The 19,541-nt window shown below is 64.4% G+C and carries 19 protein-coding genes; 9 read left to right on the forward strand and 10 right to left on the reverse strand.

The window, feature by feature from the left end:
• Positions 1 to 17: 17 nt before the first annotated feature.
• On the reverse strand, positions 18 to 974 hold the full coding sequence (locus NKJ40_RS04685; protein ID WP_023716458.1) for a LysR substrate-binding domain-containing protein: 957 nt from the start codon (positions 972 to 974) through the stop codon (positions 18 to 20).
• 178 nt (positions 975 to 1,152) lie between these two features.
• Between NKJ40_RS04685 and NKJ40_RS04690 the strand changes: the two genes are divergently transcribed.
• Positions 1,153 to 1,443 (forward strand): DUF1127 domain-containing protein, encoded by a 291-nt coding sequence (locus tag NKJ40_RS04690; protein WP_352465007.1) that lies wholly within the window; start codon positions 1,153 to 1,155, stop codon positions 1,441 to 1,443.
• 348 nt (positions 1,444 to 1,791) lie between these two features.
• Here the strand turns inward: NKJ40_RS04690 and NKJ40_RS04695 are convergent, their stop codons facing one another.
• From NKJ40_RS04695 to NKJ40_RS04710, 4 genes are all read right to left on the reverse strand, one after another.
• On the reverse strand, positions 1,792 to 2,856 hold the full coding sequence (locus tag NKJ40_RS04695) for a DUF937 domain-containing protein (protein ID WP_352465009.1): 1,065 nt from the start codon (positions 2,854 to 2,856) through the stop codon (positions 1,792 to 1,794).
• Between the two features lie 102 nt (positions 2,857 to 2,958).
• A complete protein-coding gene (locus tag NKJ40_RS04700; RefSeq protein ID WP_352465011.1) occupies positions 2,959 to 4,332 on the reverse strand; it encodes a glutamate--cysteine ligase in 1,374 nt (457 codons plus the stop codon).
• Positions 4,333 to 4,517: 185 nt separating this feature from the next.
• A complete protein-coding gene (locus NKJ40_RS04705) occupies positions 4,518 to 5,252 on the reverse strand; it encodes a 16S rRNA (uracil(1498)-N(3))-methyltransferase (RefSeq protein ID WP_352465098.1) in 735 nt (244 codons plus the stop codon).
• Between the two features lie 31 nt (positions 5,253 to 5,283).
• Positions 5,284 to 5,931: a hypothetical protein gene (locus NKJ40_RS04710; protein ID WP_352465012.1), complete on the reverse strand. Its 648-nt coding sequence runs from the start codon at positions 5,929 to 5,931 to the stop codon at positions 5,284 to 5,286.
• Positions 5,932 to 6,005: 74 nt separating this feature from the next.
• Between NKJ40_RS04710 and NKJ40_RS04715 the strand changes: the two genes are divergently transcribed.
• Positions 6,006 to 6,704 carry a type 1 glutamine amidotransferase gene (locus tag NKJ40_RS04715; protein ID WP_352465014.1) on the forward strand — a complete coding sequence of 233 codons (699 nt, stop codon included), beginning with the start codon at positions 6,006 to 6,008 and terminating at the stop codon, positions 6,702 to 6,704.
• 287 nt (positions 6,705 to 6,991) lie between these two features.
• Entirely contained in the window at positions 6,992 to 7,132 is a 141-nt protein-coding gene (locus tag NKJ40_RS04720) for a hypothetical protein (protein ID WP_292664785.1), read from the forward strand.
• Between the two features lie 73 nt (positions 7,133 to 7,205).
• Here the strand turns inward: NKJ40_RS04720 and NKJ40_RS04725 are convergent, their stop codons facing one another.
• The 3 genes from NKJ40_RS04725 to NKJ40_RS04735 are packed head-to-tail and all read right to left on the reverse strand — an operon-like array spanning position 7,206 to position 10,010.
• A complete protein-coding gene (locus NKJ40_RS04725) occupies positions 7,206 to 7,976 on the reverse strand; it encodes a metallophosphoesterase family protein (RefSeq protein WP_352465099.1) in 771 nt (256 codons plus the stop codon).
• A 38-nt stretch (positions 7,977 to 8,014) separates the two neighbouring features.
• Complete coding sequence (locus NKJ40_RS04730) at positions 8,015 to 9,151, reverse strand: alpha-hydroxy acid oxidase (RefSeq protein ID WP_352465015.1); 1,137 nt, start codon at positions 9,149 to 9,151, stop codon at positions 8,015 to 8,017.
• Between the two features lie 55 nt (positions 9,152 to 9,206).
• Positions 9,207 to 10,010 carry a FadR/GntR family transcriptional regulator gene (locus NKJ40_RS04735; RefSeq protein WP_352465016.1) on the reverse strand — a complete coding sequence of 268 codons (804 nt, stop codon included), beginning with the start codon at positions 10,008 to 10,010 and terminating at the stop codon, positions 9,207 to 9,209.
• Positions 10,011 to 10,322: 312 nt separating this feature from the next.
• On the opposite strand from NKJ40_RS04735, the gene NKJ40_RS04740 reads away from it, so the two are divergent.
• The 5 genes from NKJ40_RS04740 to glcF all read left to right on the forward strand — a co-directional run bounded on the left by NKJ40_RS04740 (position 10,323) and on the right by glcF (position 16,752).
• Positions 10,323 to 11,657 carry a DUF3422 family protein gene (locus NKJ40_RS04740; RefSeq protein WP_352465017.1) on the forward strand — a complete coding sequence of 445 codons (1,335 nt, stop codon included), beginning with the start codon at positions 10,323 to 10,325 and terminating at the stop codon, positions 11,655 to 11,657.
• Between the two features lie 137 nt (positions 11,658 to 11,794).
• Complete coding sequence (locus NKJ40_RS04745; protein WP_352465018.1) at positions 11,795 to 13,291, forward strand: FAD-linked oxidase C-terminal domain-containing protein; 1,497 nt, start codon at positions 11,795 to 11,797, stop codon at positions 13,289 to 13,291.
• A 424-nt stretch (positions 13,292 to 13,715) separates the two neighbouring features.
• Complete coding sequence (locus NKJ40_RS04750) at positions 13,716 to 14,972, forward strand: FAD-binding protein (RefSeq protein WP_352465019.1); 1,257 nt, start codon at positions 13,716 to 13,718, stop codon at positions 14,970 to 14,972.
• Entirely contained in the window at positions 14,969 to 15,352 is a 384-nt protein-coding gene (locus NKJ40_RS04755; RefSeq protein ID WP_352465020.1) for a DUF4870 family protein, read from the forward strand. Before NKJ40_RS04750 ends, NKJ40_RS04755 begins: the two co-directional genes overlap by 4 nt.
• A 68-nt stretch (positions 15,353 to 15,420) precedes the next feature.
• Positions 15,421 to 16,752, forward strand: coding sequence for a glycolate oxidase subunit GlcF (gene glcF / locus NKJ40_RS04760; RefSeq protein ID WP_352465021.1), 1,332 nt, complete (start codon positions 15,421 to 15,423; stop codon positions 16,750 to 16,752).
• Positions 16,753 to 16,764: 12 nt separating this feature from the next.
• Here glcF and NKJ40_RS04765 read toward each other — a convergent pair whose 3' ends face one another.
• Together NKJ40_RS04765 and NKJ40_RS04770 are read right to left on the reverse strand one after the other, a co-directional pair.
• Positions 16,765 to 17,685 (reverse strand): bifunctional 5,10-methylenetetrahydrofolate dehydrogenase/5,10-methenyltetrahydrofolate cyclohydrolase, encoded by a 921-nt coding sequence (locus NKJ40_RS04765; RefSeq protein WP_292664484.1) that lies wholly within the window; start codon positions 17,683 to 17,685, stop codon positions 16,765 to 16,767.
• A gap of 261 nt (positions 17,686 to 17,946) precedes the next feature.
• Complete coding sequence (locus tag NKJ40_RS04770; RefSeq protein WP_352465022.1) at positions 17,947 to 18,681, reverse strand: L,D-transpeptidase; 735 nt, start codon at positions 18,679 to 18,681, stop codon at positions 17,947 to 17,949.
• Positions 18,682 to 18,902: 221 nt separating this feature from the next.
• Between NKJ40_RS04770 and NKJ40_RS04775 the strand changes: the two genes are divergently transcribed.
• Positions 18,903 to 19,538, forward strand: coding sequence for a DNA-3-methyladenine glycosylase I (locus NKJ40_RS04775; RefSeq protein ID WP_292664487.1), 636 nt, complete (start codon positions 18,903 to 18,905; stop codon positions 19,536 to 19,538).
• Positions 19,539 to 19,541 lie beyond the last annotated feature (3 nt).

A 19,541-nucleotide genomic window follows, 5' to 3' on the forward strand; every position in this document is an offset into this window, starting at 1 on the left:
CCCAATTGCGCGATCCCTCACCAGCCCGGCAGGATCTGGTTCGGCTTGGTCCGCTTCATCTTGGCGAAGGCGAGGGCGGCGAAATCGAACGTGCCGGTCTCCTCGCCGAGTGGCACGGAAATATTGTCGAGGCTCTCCGAAATGTGGCGCGCGAGCGCATCGACGATCTCCGGCCGCGAGGTCTGGCCGCGCATGATGCCGATGCGGCAATCGGGCAGGGCGCCGAAACCGTCGGCCTCGCCCAGCACCCGCATGCCGGGCCGCAGCGCGCATTCCGGCAGCACCGAGATCGCCAGGCCGGAAAGCACCGCCGCGGCGATGACGGTGGCCGAGAAGCTGGTGAACAGGATGCGGTAGTCGCGGTTCTGCTGGTCGAGCACGTCGGCGGCGGCCCGCCGCCAGATGCAGTTCGGCCGGCCGAAGGCCATCGGCAGGATCGGCTGTTCATGCGTCGCATGGTTGGCCGAGGTGACCCACAGCAGCGGTTCGCGCCGCACCACTTCCGACTGGCCGCGCGCGTCATTGTGCGTCACCAGCGCCAGGTCGAGATTGCCGCGCTTGATGTGTTCGACCAGTCCCGGCGTCGGTTCGCAGATAACGGTCAGTTCGACATGCGGATTGGAACGGGCAAACCGCGCCATGATCTCTGGCAGGAAGCGATCGGCATAATCGTCCGGCGTGCCGATGCGAATGGTGCCTTCGAGCCGGCGGTCGTCGAAGGCGGCCAGTGTTTCCTTGTTGAGATACAGCAGCCGCCTTGCGTAGGAGAGCAGTCTGTCGCCTTCCTCGGTCAGCCTGTTGGTGCGGCCGTCTTTTTCGAACAGCGGCTTGCCGATCCGTTCCTCCAGCCGCCGCATCTGCATCGACACCGCAGACTGGGTCCGATGCACCGCTTCCGCCGCGCGGGTAAAGCTGCCGGTGTCGACAATCGAGATGAAGGTCTGCAACTGATCGAGATCGAGCGGCGCTTTCATTGGCCTAATCCATCATTGATGCTGATGCTAAAGATTAGAAACATTCGTTGGATTAATCAATCGCGCCATGGCAAATTCCGATTGTCCACATGAAGGCATGTGAATCGAAGCCGGAACGGCCGCTGTCGCCAGCGCCCGATCGACCGGCTTCGCCCGTTCGAATGTGAAGGAGACCGACATGGCTACGTTTGATTTCGCTACCGAGACCTCGCGCATCACTTCGCGTCCGGCCGTTGCGACGCGCGTGGCCAATGCCGCTGCCAATGTTTACCGCGCCTGGAAAAACCGCCGCGCCTTTTATCGCCTCGGCGAGATGTCGGATGCCGAGCTCGCCGACATCGGCCTGACCCGCGCCGACCTGCACGTCGCTGTCGGTGTACCCTTTGGCCGCGATCCGACCGAGAGGCTTCGCGTCATCGCCATCGAGCGCGCCGAAACGATCGAGGATCTTGCCCGCAAGGTGGCCTGATCGCGTGGTTTCGCCGTTCGGGCGCATTGAACCTTTTTGAGGCACGACGCCACCAAGTTACGCAGGCTCCCCACTCCCTGCCGGATCCCCCCGGCCAGCCTGCGCGCTGCCCGGTCCTCCCAGGACCGGGCATTTTTCCTCTGCTTCGTCATCCTTGGGCGTAGCGACGCGAAGCGGAGTGCAGACCCAAGGATCCATGCCGTGACCTCAACCGAGGATGCAGCGGAGCAGAATTTTGCACCGCAGCGGCGCTCCCAATTCACGGCATGGATCCTGGGGTCTGCGCCGCGTCGCTTCGCTCCTTGCTCCGCCCCAGGATGACGACGCCGCGTGGGTCAGCGAGAAGCCCTACCGCCGGCCCATGCCCTGCTTGAACTGGTCGAAGATCGACTCCATGCCTTTCTGGTAGTCGTCGCGCTGCTGGGCGCCTGTCTCGAACATCTTGCCGAACAGGTCGTCGAACGGATTTCTCGGCCTGCCGCTCGGATTGGCCTGCGGCTGCGGCGCCTGGGGCTGCTGCGGCGCCTGACGCGGCTGAGACTGCGGTGCGTCGCCGCCGAACATATCCTGCAGTACTTTGCCGAGCGGATTGTCACCATAAGGATTCTGTGTTTGCTGGGGCTGGTTCTGCGGCTGCTGCGGCTGTTGTGCACCGCCGCCGAACATATCCTGCAGTACTTTGCCGAGCGGATTGTCACCATAAGGGTTCTGTGTCTGCTGCGGCTGGCTTTGCGGCTGCTGCCCGCCGCCGAACATGTCCTGCAGCACCTTGCCGAGCGGATTGTCACCATAGGGGTTCTGCGGCTGCTGCGGCTGTTGCGCGCCACCGCCGAACATGTCCTGCAGCACCTTGCCGAGCGGGTTATCCGTGGGGCTTGCAGGCTGAGGGGCCGGCGCCTGGCTGCCGCCGCCCGCCTGCCGCATCATCTGCTCGATGAGCTCGCCGAGCGGATTGCCGCCACCGCCTGCCGCATGCATCTGCCCGCCTAGCTGGTTGGTGGTCTGCTTGAATAATCCTCCCATCATCATCGAGGCGATTGCCGGCAGCATCTGCTGCAACACCTGCTGGCTGACGCCGCTCGCCTGCGCGGCCTGGCTGGCGACGGCGCGCGACAGGTCCTTCGAGCCGAACAAATGCCCCAGAATGCCGTTGCCTTCATCGAGGCCCTGCGGCGAGAAGGCCCGGCTTGCATCCTCGAAATATTTGGCGTGCTGGCCGCTGGCCATCGCCGTCATGAAGGCGCCGAGTCCATAAGGGTCCGCCGTGTTGCGCTTCAGTCCTTGCGAAAAGGCCGGCAGCAGCGCCGCGACCGCCGCCTGCGTCTGCTGCTGCGAAAGCCCGAACTGCTGGGCCAGCGCCTGCATGCCGTTGCCGTTCTGGGCCTGTGCCAGAATATCGAACAAGGAAGGCATTGTTCTCTCCTCCGGGAAAATCCTCGTTGGAGAAGCCTAGTTCGTTTCCATCACCGATTGAAGCGAATTTGCCGGACCATCGACCAAGCGGACGGCGAAGCGTTAATACGCGTATTCCATGAACACCGGCTCGATCGAGCCGCCCCAGCGTGTGTGATAGGCCGAGAGCATCTCTTCGGCGCTGGTCGTGCCGCGCGCGACGACCTCGTCCAGCGTGTTGAGGAACGAGGTCTCGTCATAGCCGTCGCGGTTCTTGCGGCCGCGGTTCTTCAGTCCCATGCGCGAGATGATGAGCACGTCGCGGGCGATCTCGCGCAACGTCGTGTTGCGGAAGGGCGCCGAAATGCCCTGTTCCGGCACTGCGTTGCGCATTGCCAGCACTTCGTCATAGCTCCAGCTCGAAGTCAGCGCCTCGGCCGCGTCGAGCGCCGCCGCGTCATAGAGCAGCCCGACCCAGAAGGCCGGCAGCGCGCAGATACGCCGCCACGGCCCGCCATCGGCCCCGCGCATTTCGAGAAAGCGCTTCAGCCGCACGTCCGGAAACAGCGTCGACAGATGGTTCGCCCAGTCGCCCATCGTCGGCAGCCCGTCCGGCAATTCGTTGCGGGCAGCACCTGCCATGAACTGGCGGAAGGTGACGTGCGTCATGTCGTGGTACTGGCCGTCGCGGATGACGAAATACATCGGCACGTCGAGCGCCCATTCGACATAATCGGCAAAGCCGAAATCGGGCGAGAAGCAGAAGTCGAGCAGGCCGGAGCGCTGATTGTCGGTGTCGCGCCAGATCTCGCCGCGCCAGCTCTGCAAGCCGTTCGGCCGGCTTTCGGTGAAGGGCGAGTTGGCAAACAGCGCCGTCGACAGTGGCTGCAGCTTCAGCGACACCTGCATCTTGCGGCGCATGTCGGCCTCGCTCTCGAAGTCGAGGTTCACCTGGATCGTGCAGGTCCGGTACATCATGTCGAGGCCTTTGGTGCCGACCTTGGGCATGTAGCGGGTCATGATCTCGTAGCGCGATTTCGGCATCTTCGGCGTCTCGGCCAGTGACCATTTCGGGCTGCCACCAAGGCCGAGGAAGCGGATGCCCATCGGTTCGGCGATCTCGCGCACCTGCGCCAGATGCGCATTGCCTTCGCGGCAGGTCTGGTGGATCGTCTCCAGCGGCGCGCCGGACAGCTCGAACTGGCCGCCGGGCTCCAGCGAGATCGCGCCCTGGCCGGTCGGCTCGACCAGGCCGATGATGCGGCCGGCATCCATGATCGGGTCCCAGCCGAGTTTGTCCTGCATGCCTTCGAGGATGGCGCGGATGCCGCGCTCGCCGCCATAGGGCACCGGCGCATTGCCGTCGACATAGAACGGGAATTTCTCGTGCTCGGTGCCGATCCGCCATTTGTCGCGCGGCTTGTTGCCTTCGGCCAGGTGTTCGACGAGTTCGTCGACGCCTTCGATCGGCCGGAAATCGGTAGTATCGCGCGCCATAATAGCCCTCCGCACATGACCCCGAAAATCGGCTTCGATTTTCGGAAAGGATCATGTGCCCAATCAAATGCTACAGCGTCCTTTGCGCGCCCGAAAGGACGCGCGGCCACTGCCGGCGCTAGATGGACGAAATGTCAGTAGCCGATCAAGCGAAAAATCCTGAGCCAGAGGGTAACGGGAATTGATCACCAATCCCCGATTGTCGCCTGGATCAGCGCCAGTGCCGCTACCGCCGCCGTATCGGCTCGCAGGATGCGCGGCCCGAGCGGAATGGCGGTAACGAAGGGCAGCGCTCTCAGCATCTTGCGTTCCTCGTCGGAAAAGCCGCCCTCCGGTCCGACCAGCAGGCCGAGCTTGTTCTCCCGCACCGCCTGCAATGCCGGCAGGGGATTATTGGTCGATGCGTCCTCGTCGCAGAAGATCAGCCGCCGCTCTCGGTCCCAGTTGCTGAGCAGGCGCTCGAATTTTTCCGCCTCGCGCAGCTCCGGCACCGCCAATATGCCGCATTGTTCGGCCGCCTCGACGACATTGGCGCGCAGGCGCTCGATGCCGGGTTTTGCCACGTGCGTATGCTGGGTGATGACCGGCTGCAGGATGCCGGCGCCCATCTCCACCGCCTTTTGCACGAGGTAGTCGAGCCGCCCCTGCTTCAGCGGCGCGAAGCAATAGACGAGATCGGGCAACGGCGGCTGCGGCCGCTGCAGCTCCATCACCTTCAGGCGCAACGCCTTCTTCGATTTTGCGGCGATTGCTGCCGACCATTCGCCGTCGCGGCCGTTGAAGACCAGAATTCCGGCGCCTTCTCCGAGCCGCAGCACATGCGAGAGATAATGGCTCTGCTGCGGGCCGATGTCGAACTCGGTATCGGGTCCAAGTTCGTCTGGCACGAACAGCCGCTGCATCTTGTAATTAGCGCGCATCGCCGAGGAATGGTCGAGGCTGTCCCCGGCGTCAAGTCTCCGCTGTGGCGTGCCAGACAGGCTCGTAGCCATGCCTTAGCACCGAAACAGTTGTCGCCGGCGTGAGCAGGCGGACTGGACTATCGGCAAAACCGCCGAAGCCCACCGGTTCGCCATAGCCGCCGAAACTCCAGGGCAGCGCGGCGCCGTCAAACAGGGCGTACGCCCTGTTTCCTGACGAGATCATCGTGCCGTCAGGCAAGTCCGCAAGCGCTTCCGGTTTCAGTCTCGGCGCCCGGCCGCCCGAGGCAAGGCGCTCCTTGTGCAGGCGTTTGTCGAGCTGCGGCGCGCGTGGCTCGGCAATGCCGAAGGCGTCGCCGAAGCGCTGAACAAAATCCCTGGCCCGCTCGCGCCGGCAGAAGAAGCAGGGGCGGTGCCCGGCGGCAAGTGCCGTCACCTCGTCGAGGAAAAACAGCTCGGTCCAGCCGGCCTTGCCGCCAGCCCGGTTGCGCCCCATCGGCTCGCGCCGCACGTCGCCGTATTCGCAGACGCAGATGATCCAGGCTTGCAGCGCCCAGCGCTTCTTCAACAGCGTTCTCGTCTCGGGGTCGTGAATGATGCCGCGATTGCCCATGAACAGGCCGCGCTCCGGCACGGCATGGATGGCGCCGAACGGATCGACCCGGTTTTGTAGTGGCATAGGCGTTCCCTGTTGGCTGCAATGCTGGCGCCATGATATCGCTCGCTGCATCAATTTCATGTCAGCAGGTTTCGATGCGGGTCTTGGTTGTCCAGAACTTCGACAATGAGGGCCTTGGTCAGATCGGCGCGGCGCTTGTCGAGGCGGGCGCCGATATCGACCTGCGCCGGCCCTATCGCGGCGACGCGCTGCCGCAAGATAGCGGCGAGCATGACGCCATGGTGGTGCTCGGCGGCGCCCAGAATGCGCTGGACGACGAGCTTTGCCCTTATTTCCCGGGTCTGCTCGATCTGACGCGCGACTTTGGCGAGAGGGATCGCTCGGTGCTCGGCATCTGCCTTGGCAGCCAGTTGGTCGCGCGCGCCTTTGGCGGCGAGAACCAGGTAGGCGGTGCCTCGGAATTCGGCTGGCAGGAGGTCGCGCTTACCGCGGCAGCGCAGGCCGATCCGGTGCTCGCCGCCTTGCCCGAAAAATTCCCGATCTTCCAATGGCACGACGACACCTTCGTCTTGCCCGAGAGGGCCGTGCGGCTGGCTGGCAACGCCGTCGCCGAGAACCAGGCGTTCCGCATCGGACGCGCCGTCTACGGCTTCCAGTTTCATTTCGAGGCCGACCGGCCGATGGTTCGCGACTGGAGCACGTCTTTTGCACCGCTCATTGCCGAGCGGCATCCCGAGTGGGCGGGCCGGCTCGACGATGAAATGGCCGGCAACGGACCGCAAGCCGATGCCGCCGGCCTGGCCATCGCCCGCGCCTGGGTGGCGACGATCTGACGTCTCATACAGTCAACGTATTTGGCGACGTTGCATATTTGGCACGCGGCGGCAAATCCGCCGGGGATAACGCGTTTCATCCTTGGCCTGTGTCTGTCCGCCAGCCTAAAAGGCGCGCGCTCTGCATCTTGCGTGCAACCGCGATGAACCTTTCCTGTGACCCGCGCGACACACCGCCGATACAGAACATGCCTAGAAGCGCGAAACCGGCAGACATTTGCGACGTGTTTTGCGTTTCAACGCATTGGTAACCCGCTCGTGCATAGATGCAGGAAGCTCAACAAGAGATGACGTCCGTGAAAGCAGCCTTTTTGTCCTTTGTCATGTTGTCGGCCATCGTCTTGTGTGGCCTCGGCATTTATTCCGCCGACGCGGCCAATGACCACAATGCCGTCGACGGCTACGGCGTCACCGCCGCGCTGCGCTAGCCTTCGTCGTCCAGGGCGCAGCGAACGCGAAGCGGAGCGCTGGCCCTGGGATGCGGCCTCGGCTGAATATCAATTAAGCCCGCTCACCCGTGACTGTCAGGATATGCTTGTCCGCGCCGTCCACCACGAGCGCTGTGAGGTTTCCCGACTGCCAGGCGAGTGTGTCGACATTGACGCGGTTGCCGGTGATCTCGGCCTTGGGCACCGGCGTATGGCCGTGCACCACGATCTTGGGATGAAGACCGGTGTGATCGTGGAAGACCTCGCGGATCCAGATCAGGTCTTGCCGGCTCTGGCTTTCCAGCGCAACGCCGGGCCGGATGCCGGCATGACAGAAGAAGAAATCGCCGAACGTCACCGAAAAGGGCAGCGAGCGCAGGAATTCAACATGGTTCTGCGGCACCGCCTCGACCAGTGCGGCGTGCCCTTGCCGCAGTGCCGCATCGGCTCGGCCAAACCAGGCGCTGCTCCCACCGAGTGACACGCCATAGGATAGCGCCGTCTGGATGCCGCCATAGCGCATGAACAGGCCGTCCGGGTCGGGGACATCGAGAAAATCGAGGAAGCCGAGATCATGATTTCCGGCCAGCATCAGGTGACGTGGATCGCGTCTTTGCACGTCGATCAGGAAATCGATGACGCCCCTGGAGTCCGGGCCCCGGTCGACATAGTCGCCGAGATGGATCACGCGCCAATCGGTCGACGGCCTTTGACCGAGCTCCGCCTCGATCCGCCGGTGCATGGCGGTCAGCAGGTCGAGCCGGCCGTGCACATCGCCGATCGCGTAAAGGCGCATGCCTTGCGGTCCGCGCGCCTCGTAGAAACTGATGCCGGGCTCCGTCAATGCCTGCGTCGCCTCCGTGATCATGCCGTCACGGGACCTTAGCGCCGAAGCTGATCCTTGCCCATGTCGGTGACCAGGCGCTTTCCGCACAGTGCCAGCGTTATGTCCATCTCCTTGCGGATGATTTCCAACGTCTTGGTAACCCCTTCCTTGCCGAGTGCGCCGAGGCCGTACAGGAACGGCCGGCCGATATAGGTGCCCTTGGCGCCGAGGCACAGCGCCTTGAGCACGTCCTGGCCGGAGCGGATGCCGCCGTCCATATGCACCTCGATCGTGTCGCCGACGGCATCGGCGATCTCTTCGAGTGCCATGATCGACGACGAGGCGCCGTCGAGCTGGCGGCCGCCATGGTTGGATACGATGATCGCGTCGGCGCCCGTTCTGGCCGCCGTCAGCGCATCTTCCTTGTCGAGAATGCCTTTCAGGATCAGCTTGCCGCCCCAGCGCTCCTTGATCCAGGCGACGTCCTTCCATGACAGATGCGGATCGAACTGCTCCTTCGTCCAGGACGACAGCGAGGCGAGGTCGCCGACGCCCTTGGCATGGCCGACGATGTTGCGGAAGCTCCGGCGCTTTGTCCCGGCCATGCCGACGCACCAGCGCGGCCTTGTCGCCATCTGCCAGATGTGCTTCGGCGTCATTCGCGGCGGCGCCGAAAGCCCGTTGCGGATATCCTTGTGGCGCTGACCGAGGATCTGCAGGTCGAGCGTCAGCACCAGCGCCGAACATTTCGCGGCTTTTGCGCGGTCGATCAAATCGAAGACGAAGTCCTTGTCGCGCAGCACATAGAGCTGGAACCAGAACGGCTTCCTGGTCACCGACGCGACATCCTCGATCGAGCAGATGCTCATTGTCGACAGCGTGAACGGCACACCGAATTCTTCCGCCGCCTGCGCCGCCAGCATCTCGCCGTCCGGGTGCTGCATGCCGGTCATGCCGGTCGGCGCCAGCGCCACCGGCATCGTCACCTTCTCGCCGATCATGGTCGATTCCAGCGAGCGGTTGTCCATGTCGACAAGCACGCGCTGGCGGAACTTGATCTTCTGGAAATCCTCTTCGTTGGCGCGGTAGGTGCTTTCGGTCCAGGCGCCGGAATCGGCGTAGTCGAAGAACATCTTCGGCACGCGGCGGCGCGCCAGGTCCTTGAGGTCGGCGATGGTGAGAATGCTGCTCATGGATCCTTTTCCGCTGGTTCTTCGCTGGTTCGTCGTTGAATTTTCTGGCCGGTGCCTACGGCTGTTTTCTTGCCGCCTCGCCGTCACCGGGCTCGGAGCGCTGCCTGAGCCTCAGCCGCGACACGCGCTGCCAGTCGCCGCTGCGCTCGGCCTCGGCCATCGACCGCTCGACATAGGAGATGTGGTCCATCGCCGCCTGCCGCGCCGCGGCCGGATCGCCGGCCTTGACCGCCGTGTAGATTGCCCGGTGCTGCGAGAGCAGCGCCTCGCGCGCGCCCGGCACGCTGAACACCAGCCGCCGGTTCTGAAACACGCCTTCCGACAGCAGCCGATAACAGGAGCGCAGCGTGTGCAGCAGGATGATGTTGTGCGCGCATTCGCAGATCGCGTGATGGAACTCGACGTCGATTTCCGCCTCGTCGTCGAAATTGCCGGTCCGGTGCGCCTCGTCCATGCGCGCCATGATGCGGTCGAGCAGCGCCAGATCGTCCGATGTGGCGCGCCGCGCCGCATACTCCGCCGCGACCGCCTCGATCTCGCGGCGGTACTCCAGATAGTCGGTCACCGCCTTGCGATGCATAGAGATCAGGTCGGTCACCGGCTTGGTGAACAGCTGGCCGATGACGTCGGCGACATGGGTGCCGCCGCCTGGCCGTGTCGTCAACAGCCCGCGCCCTTCCAACGCCTTCAAGGCATCGCGCAGGATCGGCCGCGACACCTCGAACTGGCGCGCCAGCTCGCGCTCGCCCGGCAGCCGGTCGCCGGTGCGCAGGACGCCTTCGAGGATCAGGCTCTCGATCTGCTGCACCACCTCGTCGGCGGTGCGCGAATGCTCGATCCGGGAGAAAATGTCGCTCAAACGGGATGCCTGGGAGTTGAACCGATGTCGCGCAAGATAAAGCCAGCGTCGCCAACTGGTCAAATTATTTATCCAATTTGCCCGCGCCGGGTCGGTTTCACAGCCGCGGCTTCATATCAGCTTGAGCTAAACTGCCGTTTGCGTCCTCTCGAGATTGCCTCTAGAGCAATTCCAGGAAAAGTGTGAAACGGTTTTCCGTCCGGAATTGCACAGAATCAAAGAGATAGAGCGGTTCGGCGTTTCCTTGAAACGATGAACCGCTCTAGAGGGACATCATTGCCAAAGGGCTCAGAGAAGCCCGGGGGACCAGCCGTGCCTGACGCCGACCCGTCCAACCTCGAATTCCAGCTGCGCGCCAAAGCAGTGGGCGGCAGCGTCATGGGTTTTCCGGCGCATGAAGGTCGCCCCGGCGCGCTTGGCGAGGTCCACGCCCGGCCGCAGCCGCTGGTCGAAAAGCCGCGCGTGCTGGTGCAACTTTCCTTCATGACCGAAGCTGGATCCGGCGTCGATCAGGCCGTGCTTTCCGAATTGTCGCGCCGCCTCGGCATCGCCGCGCCCGACCCTCACGCCCGCCACCACGCGATGAAATGGGGCAAGGGCTCACTGCGCTGGGAACGCCACACGGAGTTCTCGACCTATCTCTGGGAAGGGCCGCTCGCCGAAAACGGCAGGGGGCAAGAAGACACACCCTTCGGCAACGGGTTTTCGCCGCCGGGCACGGTGATTTCCGGCATCAGGCTGGAAATCCGCAAATGGACGCCGGCGAACGAAAAACTGATCGCCGGCTTCGACCCGACCAGCCTGTGCTACTCGCTGGTCGAGCGCGGCAACGCGGCCATCGTCACCGATTTCCGTCAGGATGGCGACGGCCTGACCCGCATGCTGGTGCTCGATCGCGGGCTGACGCCGGCGCGCACCGGGGCACTGTCGCAGCGGCTGATCGATATCGAAAATTACCGCACGCTGGCCATGCTCGGCCTGCCGCTGGCGCTGACGCTTTCGGGGCGTGCTCGCCGCATCGAGGACAGGCTGGCCCAGACCACGCTGGAAATGAAGGTCGCCGAGACCCGGGACAGCCAGACGCTACTTGCCGACTTGACCGAACTGGCGGCCGAGCTGGAGGCCGATGCCGCCTCCAGCCTCTACCGCTTCGGCGCCAGCCGCGCTTATGACGGCATCGTTGGCGAACGGCTGGAGGCGCTCGAGGAAGAGGCGGTGCCCGGCTACGACACCTGGGGCGGCTTTCTGCAGCGCCGCGTGGCGCCGGCGATGCGTACCTGCCGTTCGGTCGAGGAGCGTCAGGCCAACCTGTCGACGAAGCTCACCCGTGCCACCACGCTGCTGCGCACCTGGGTCGACGTCGAGGTCGAGAAGCAGAACCGCGATCTCTTGGCATCGATGAACAATCGTGCCCGCCTGCAATTGCGGCTGCAGCAGACGGTGGAGGGGCTCTCGGTCGCCGCGGTGTCCTACTATGTCGTCGGCCTCATCGGCTACGTCGCCAAGGGCGTCTCGATCTTCGGCCATGCCTTTGCGCCGGAAATGGTCACCGCCGCCTCAGTGCCGCTCGCCGTGCTGCTCGTCTGGTGGGGCGTGCGTCGCGTCCGCCGCACGCACTCCGAACCGGGCAAGCAGCCGGGCGAGTAGTGTGGGGCGCGCAGCGGCAGATTGCCGCTGCGGAAGGCTGTCCCGGCCATAGGCCTCCGTTCCGGCCAAAGCGGCATTTGCAACCGACAGCCGTCGCTGGTAAAAGATTTTTACCAGTCGATCGAAGGAGGCTGTCGATGTCCGGCCTTGCCATGCCGAAACCAGACGAGGCCACGATGCGCCGGCGCGACGAGATCGTCGCCGATATGCGCATCATCGTGCCCGGCGAGGGTGTCGTCGACGCCGCCAATGCAATGCGCGCCTTCGAGACCGACGGGCTCACCGCCTACCGGCAATTGCCGCTGGTCGTGGTGCTGCCGCAAACCGTGGCGCAGGTCTCGCGGGTGCTGAAATATTGCAGCGACCGCAACATCCGCGTCGTGCCGCGCGGCTCCGGCACCTCGCTCTCCGGCGGCGCGCTGCCGCTGGAGGACGCGGTGCTGCTGGTGATGAGCCGCTTCAACCGCATCCTCGAGATCGATTTTCAGAACCGCATCGTCGTCGCCCAGCCCGGCGTCACCAATCTCGGCATCACCACCGCTGTCGAGCAGGAGGGGTTTTACTACGCCCCAGATCCATCCTCCCAGATCGCCTGCTCGATCGGCGGCAATGTCGCGGAAAATTCCGGCGGCGTGCACTGCCTGAAATACGGTCTCACCGCCAACAATGTGCTCGGCATCGAGATGGTGCTGATGAATGGCGAGGTGGTGCGCCTCGGCGGCAGCCATCTCGACGCGGAAGGCTACGACCTGCTCGGCGTGATGACCGGCTCCGAAGGACTGCTCGGCGTCGTAACCGAGGTCACCGTACGCATCCTGAAGAAGCCGGAGACGGCGCGTGCCCTGCTGATCGGCTTCCCGACCAGCGAGCAGGCCGGCCAATGCGTCGCCGACATCATCGGCGCCGGCATCATCCCGGGCGGCATGGAGATGATGGACCGCCCGGCCATCCACGCCGCCGAGGATTTTGTCCAGGCCGGCTATCCCTTGGATGTCGAGGCGCTGCTGATCGTCGAGCTCGACGGGCCGGGTGTCGAGGTCGATCACCTGATCGGCCTGGTCGAAGCCATTGCCTACAGGAACGGCTCGACCACATGCCGCACGTCACAGTCGGAGCAGGAGCGGCTGAGCTTCTGGGCCGGCCGCAAGGCGGCGTTCCCGGCGGTCGGCCGCATCTCGCCCGACTATTACTGCATGGACGGCACCATACCGCGCAAGGAACTGCCGCGCGTGCTCGCCGGCATGCGCGAACTGTCGCAGAAATACGGGCTCGGCGTCGCCAATGTCTTCCACGCCGGCGACGGCAATCTGCATCCGCTGATCCTCTATGACGCCAATGTGCCGGGCGAACTCGACAAGGCGGAAAGCTTCGGCGCCGACATATTGCGGCTCTGCGTCAAGGTCGGCGGCGTCCTGACCGGCGAGCACGGGGTCGGCGTCGAGAAGCGCGACCTGATGCCGGAAATGTTCAACCAGATCGACCTCGACCAGCAGATGCGCGTCAAATGCGCCTTCGACCCCAACCATCTGCTCAACCCTGGCAAGGTCTTCCCGCAGCTGAGGCGATGCGCCGAACTCGGGAGGATGCACGTGCATCGCGGGCAGACAGCGTTTCCCGATATTCCGAGGTTTTGAGATGGGTCGTTTAGCAGGACCGGCAAGGTGGATAAATCGCCCCGTACCTTGGAAACGGCGGGTAACTGAAAGGCGAGCAGAGATCGATCGGGGAGAGGGCTTTCCCGAAGAACCGCTTGCGTCGCCTCCGGGAATGCGGCGGCGGATGACGCTGCTGTGGTTGATCGATCGCTCCTACCCCGAGGGTTTGCGGATTGGTAGAAGATATTGCCCACCCTATACGCCCGATATGCGTTGGCTCGTCGGCCATGGATACCTTCGCTTGGTTCGTGAGCGAGATCCCTACGGCCGTGGTCGGAACTTATTGCATATTACACAGTCTGGTCGTCGCAAGATCGCAAGTCATGAACCTTCGGGCGATGATCAAAGATGGATTTCTGCAGCACTTGCCAATGCTGTTCTTAAATAGAGGTTGTGGGTCACCATGACCACATTCGCCCCGTCCACACCCTCCGAAGTCCTCTCCACCGTCCAATGGGCAGCGGCGGAAGACATACCGCTGGAAATCCTCGGTCATGGTTCCAAGCGCGGCATCGGCCGTCCGCTGCAAACCGAGCACACGCTCGATCTCTCGAACCTCACCGGCGTTACGCTCTACGAACCGGCCGAACTGGTGCTTTCGGCCAAGGCCGGCACGCCGCTCGCCGAGATCGAGACACTGCTTGCCGAAAACGGCCAGCAGCTTGCCTTCGAGCCGATGGATTATGGCTCGCTGCTTGGCGGTGAGCCAGGACGAGGCACGATCGGCGGCGTGCTGGCGGCGAACCTTTCCGGCCCGCGGCGGCTGAAGGCCGGGGCTGCACGCGACCACATTCTCGGCATATCGGCCGTTTCCGGCCGTGGCGAGGCCTTCAAGTCGGGCGGCCGCGTGGTCAAGAACGTCACCGGCTATGATCTGTCCAAGCTGATGGCCTACAGTTGGGGCACGCTGGCGGTGCTGACCGACGTCACCTTCAAGGTGCTGCCTTCAGCCGAGACCGAAGTCACGCTCGCCATCCGCGGCCTGCTCGACGATCATGCCGCCGCCGCCATGGCGCTGGCGCTCGGTTCCAGCGCGGAGGTGTCGAGTGCGGCCCATCTTCCTGAACGGGTCGCCGCGCGGGTCGCCGGCGGCAGTCTCGGCGGCGATGCGGCGACGCTGCTGCGCGTCGAGGGTTTCGGCCCATCGGTCGCCTACCGCATCGCGGCGCTGGAAGACCTGCTGAAAAACGCCGGTCCGCTGCAGGAGATTTCCGGTTCGGTCTCGTATTCGGTCTGGCGCGATATCCGCGACTGCGCGCCGTTCGCCGATGGCAGCGAAAGGCCGGTGTGGCGCGTCTCGATGGCGCCGTCGCAGGGCCACCTTATGGTGCTGGCGCTGCGCATGCAGGCCGCGGTCGATGCCCTCTACGATTGGCAGGGCGGGCTGATCTGGCTGCGCATGCAGCAGGACGATCCCGAGGCCGGCCTGTTGCGCGGCTTGATCAAAAAACATGGCGGCGGCCATGCGACGCTGGTGCGCGCAACCCCTGCGCACCGCGCTGCGATACCGGTGTTCGAACCGCAAGCGCCGCAACTGGCAGCACTGTCGGCGCGGCTGAAGGCCGAATTCGACCCGAAGAACATCCTCAATCCCGGGCGTATGGCGCCGGTCGCTGGCTCTGCTACTCTCGCCCCGGCAACCGAGGGAGGAGCACAATGAGCGATCCAGGTCAAAACGGTACCTCACGCCAGACCGACCGCTGGCTGGAGCCCGGTCCGACCAACGCGCTGGTCATCTACATCCTCTATCTCGCCGGCCTAGCCATCGGCGTCAGCGGCATTGTCGGCATCGTCCTGGCCTATATCAATCGCGGCAAGGCCGGCGGCTTCGTCGAGAGCCATTACACATTCCTGATCCGCACCTTCTGGATCGGCCTGCTCTATGCGCTGATCTCGGCGCTGCTGATGGTCGTGGTCATCGGTGTCGTGCTGATGGTTGCCGTCGCGGTCTGGTTCATCGCCCGCTGCATTCTCGGCTTGCAGGCGCTGCAGCGCGGCGAGCCGGTCAAGAACCCGGAAAGCTGGTTCCTCGGGCTATGAGCATGATCCCAAAAAGTGGGTACCAGTTTTTTGAAAAGATCACGCTCAAACGGTAAGGATTCGTTTACGTGCAGACCTCCTTTTCGCTTGCCCAGCTTGCCGATCCGCATGTCGCGGAATCGGAGAAGATCCTGCGCAAATGCGTGCATTGCGGCTTCTGCACCGCCACCTGCCCGACCTATGTGACGCTCGGCAACGAGCTGGATTCGCCACGTGGGCGGATCTACCTGATCAAGGACATGCTGGAAAACGGCCGTCCCGCAGACAAGGAGATCGTCACCCATATCGACCGCTGCCTGTCCTGCCTTGCCTGCATGACCACCTGCCCGTCGGGCGTCAACTACATGCATCTGGTCGACCACGCCCGCGCCCATATCGAGGAGACCTACAAGCGTCCGCTGGCCGACCGCTTGACCCGCGCCATGCTGGCCTTCGTGCTGCCTTATCCCTCGCGTTTCCGCGCGGCGCTCAAGCTGGCGAAGCTCGGCCAGCCATTCGCCGGCCTGTTTGAGAAAATCCAGGCCTTGAGGCCGCTGGGCGCCATGCTCAGGCTCGCACCGGCGTCGGTCCCGGCAGTCTCGCCGTTGGCCTCGCCGGGCGTCCATGCCGGGCAGGGCGCGAAGAAAAATGGTCGCGTCGCCATCCTCACCGGCTGCGCGCAATCCGTGCTCGATCCCGGCATCAATGAAACTGCGATTTCGCTGCTGACCCGGCTTGGCGTCGAGGTTGTCGTGCCCGAGGGCGAGGGCTGCTGCGGCGCATTGGTGCATCACATGGGGCGCGAGGACGCTGCCTTGGCCTCCGCCCGACGGAACGTCGACGCCTGGACGCGCGCCGTCGAGCGGGGCGGGCTTGACGCCATCGTCATCACCGCGTCGGGCTGCGGCACCACCATCAAGGATTACGGCTTCATGCTGCGCCTCGATCCGGCCTACGCCGACAAAGCCGCGCGCGTCTCGGCGCTGGCCAGGGACATCACCGAATATCTGGCAAGCCTCGACCTGCCCGAGCCGGTGCGCAAGCCGGGCACGGTCGTCGCCTATCATTCCGCCTGCTCGATGCAGCACGGCCAGAAGATCACCCGCCAGCCGAAGGAGCTTCTGGCCAGAGCCGGCTTCGTCGTGCGCGAGCCGCGCGAGGGGCATCTGTGCTGCGGTTCGGCCGGCACCTACAACATCCTGCAGCCCGGGATTTCGGCGACGCTGCGCGACCGCAAGGTCAGGAATATCGAAGCGACCGGTGCTGAAATCGTCGCCACCGGCAATATCGGCTGCATCACCCAGATCGCCTCCGCAGCCAAGCTGCCGGTGGTGCACACGATAAGGCTGCTCGACTGGGCCTATGGTGGGCCGAAGCCCGAAGGCGTTCGCGACGACAGGGCGCTTGTCGCGGCCGAGTGATCCGCCAGTCGCCTACTCCGCCGCCAGTCTGTCCGCCGTGCCGTAGGTCGCCTGGTAGCGTGCCCGCTGGCGGCTGAGCGCCACCATCGTGTTGCGCAGCAGGATCGCCACGGTGATCGGGCCGACGCCGCCCGGCACCGGCGTGATCCAAGACGCGACATGCCTGACGCTCTCGGCATCGACGTCGCCGACGATGCGGCTCTCGCCATCCGGCCCGATTTCCGAATTGATGCCGATGTCGATGACGGCGGCACCCGGCTTGACCATGTCGGCCTTGATCAGCCGCGGCTTGCCGACCGCGACGAACAGCGCGTCGGCGCGGCGTGCGTGTGCCGCCACCGAGCGTGTCATGTGATGGCAGACGGTCACCGTCGCGCCTTCGCTCATCAAAAGGAAAGCGATCGGCTTGCCGACGATCTCGGAATGGCCGACGACCACCACTTCGAGCCCCTTGAGGTCGAGGCCGGTTTCCCTGAGCAGTTCAACCGAAGCGGCGGCGGTGCAGGGCGCCAGGTCGAGCTGGTTGTAGACGATGTTGCCGATCGAGGCCGGATGCATGCCCTCGACATCCTTGAGTGGATGCACCGCCGCCTGCAGCGTCTTGATCGGGATATGCACCGGCACCGGCCGCTGGATGATGATGCCGGTGACGCGCGGATCGGCGTTCAGGCCGTGGATCGCCGCCTCGAGTTCGCCGGCGGTGATGTCGGCGCGAAAGCGCCTTTCCTCGAAGCCGATGCCGGCCAGCCCCGCCTTGGCGCGCTGGTTGCGGACATAGACGTCGACCGCCGCGGTATCGCCGACCGTGATCGACACCAGCTTGGGCGGAAAGCCTTCGGCGGTGGCGATCGCCGCGTCCTCGCGCACGCCGGCGATGATGCGTTGGGCAACCGGGCCGCCCCTGAGATAGCGGCTGTCATCGGAAAGGGACATCGGGATGGGGCCTTTATCTGGATTTTAGCTGCCACATAGCAAAGCAACCGCGAAAAGGCAGCGCGAAAAGCGAACCGCCATGCCGGTCGCGCGACGTGCCGGCAAAATCTTCCCGTCAATTCTCGCTGGCGGAAACAAAAAGGGCAGCACGGCTTGCCGCGCTGCCCTTTCGTGACTGGCCGCATCCCCACACGGCCCGTCCCCCGTTATTCAATGCTCCCGAGGCTTCTGAGCAGAATCATCGGTGAGGTCAACTGCAGATTACAGCACTACAACCGTCGTGCCAACATTGACCCGTTCGTAAAGGTCGACCACGTCCTCGTTGCGCATGCGGATGCAGCCCGACGACACCGCGCCGCCGATCGTCCAGGGCTGATTGGTGCCGTGGATGCGGTATTCGGTCGAGCCGAGATAGAGCGCGCGTGCGCCGAGCGGGTTTTCCATGCCGCCGGCGAGATAGGTCGGCAGATAACGGCCCTTGGCGGCTTCGCGGGCGATCATCACCGCCGGCGGCCGCCAGTCCGGCCAGACGCGCTTGTTGGTGATCTTGTGGGTGCCGGACCATTCGAAGCCCGGCTTGCCGGTACCGACGCCATAGCGCCGCGCCTTGCCGTTCTTCTCGACCAGATAGAGGAAATTCTCTCGCGTATCGATGACGATCGTGCCCGGCTTCTGCGGGCCGTCATAGGCGACTTCCTGTGGCAAATAGACAGGATCGATCTTCGGCCGCATCACCATGCGCTTGGCCGGCGCCTGCACCGCTGCGGTGCGCAGCTGATCCGGTTCGGCCGGCCGCCAGTAACGCCGTTGCGGCTGCGTCTCTAGCCGGCTCTGCCGCACAATGCCCGGCGCATGGCCGAGCTGCAGCACCCAGGGCGCCGAAAGGTCGGGACTGACGACCACCGGCGGCCTTTCGGCATAGCGGTCGTTGGCATTCGCGGCGCCGGCCGCAAGCACGGCAGCGGCGCCGAACAATGGGAACAAGAATGTCTTCATCGCAACGCACCTTGATCGTCGAACATGCCGGGGTGCAAAGCCTCCCCGATTTCGCCGACATTGGGCGCGAAGCGGCAACCGAAACATGAATCGGAATGCGTAAAATGCCGATCTGTCAGTAAAGCTTTTGGTGTGGTTACCGCCCGGTTCAGGAATCTGGTAAAGCCGCGGTAAAGGCCGCGTCAAAACGCGTTAACGCCAGGACACGAACGGAATCCGCCATGGATGAAAAGACAGGTCTGCTTGCCGGTCCCGACGGCATCGCCCGCTGCTTCTGGCACGGCAATCTGCCGGATTACCTGCACTACCACGATCACGAATGGGGCCGGCCGGTCGCCGACGACCGCCGGCTGTTCGAGAAGATCTGCCTCGAAGGCTTTCAGTCGGGCCTGTCCTGGTTGACCATATTGCGCAAGCGCGACAATTTCCGCGAGGCCTTCGCCGGCTTCGATGTCGACAAGATCGCCGCCTTCACCGACGCCGATGTCGAGCGCCTGCTTGGCAATGCCGGCATCATCCGCCATCGCGGCAAGATCGTCTCGACCATCAACAACGCCAAGCGCGCCCGCGAACTCATCGACGAGGCCGGCTCGCTGGCCGCCTGGTTCTGGAAGTTCGAGCCCGGCCCGGGCGAGCGGCCCGAGATCGTCGACCTCGCCCATCTGCGCGCCAATCCGACGACGGCCGTCTCGGTCCGCATTTCGAAGGAGCTGAAGAAGCGCGGCTGGAGCTTTGTCGGCCCGACCACCGTCTACGCTTTCATGCAGGCGATGGGGCTGGTCAACGACCATCTCGAGGGCTGCGTCTGCCGCGAGCCGGTCGAGGCGGAACGAAAAGCGTTCAAGCGGCCGAAATAGCGG

The organism is Mesorhizobium sp. M0119 (assembly GCF_040322615.1).
GTDB lineage: Bacteria > Pseudomonadota > Alphaproteobacteria > Rhizobiales > Rhizobiaceae > Mesorhizobium.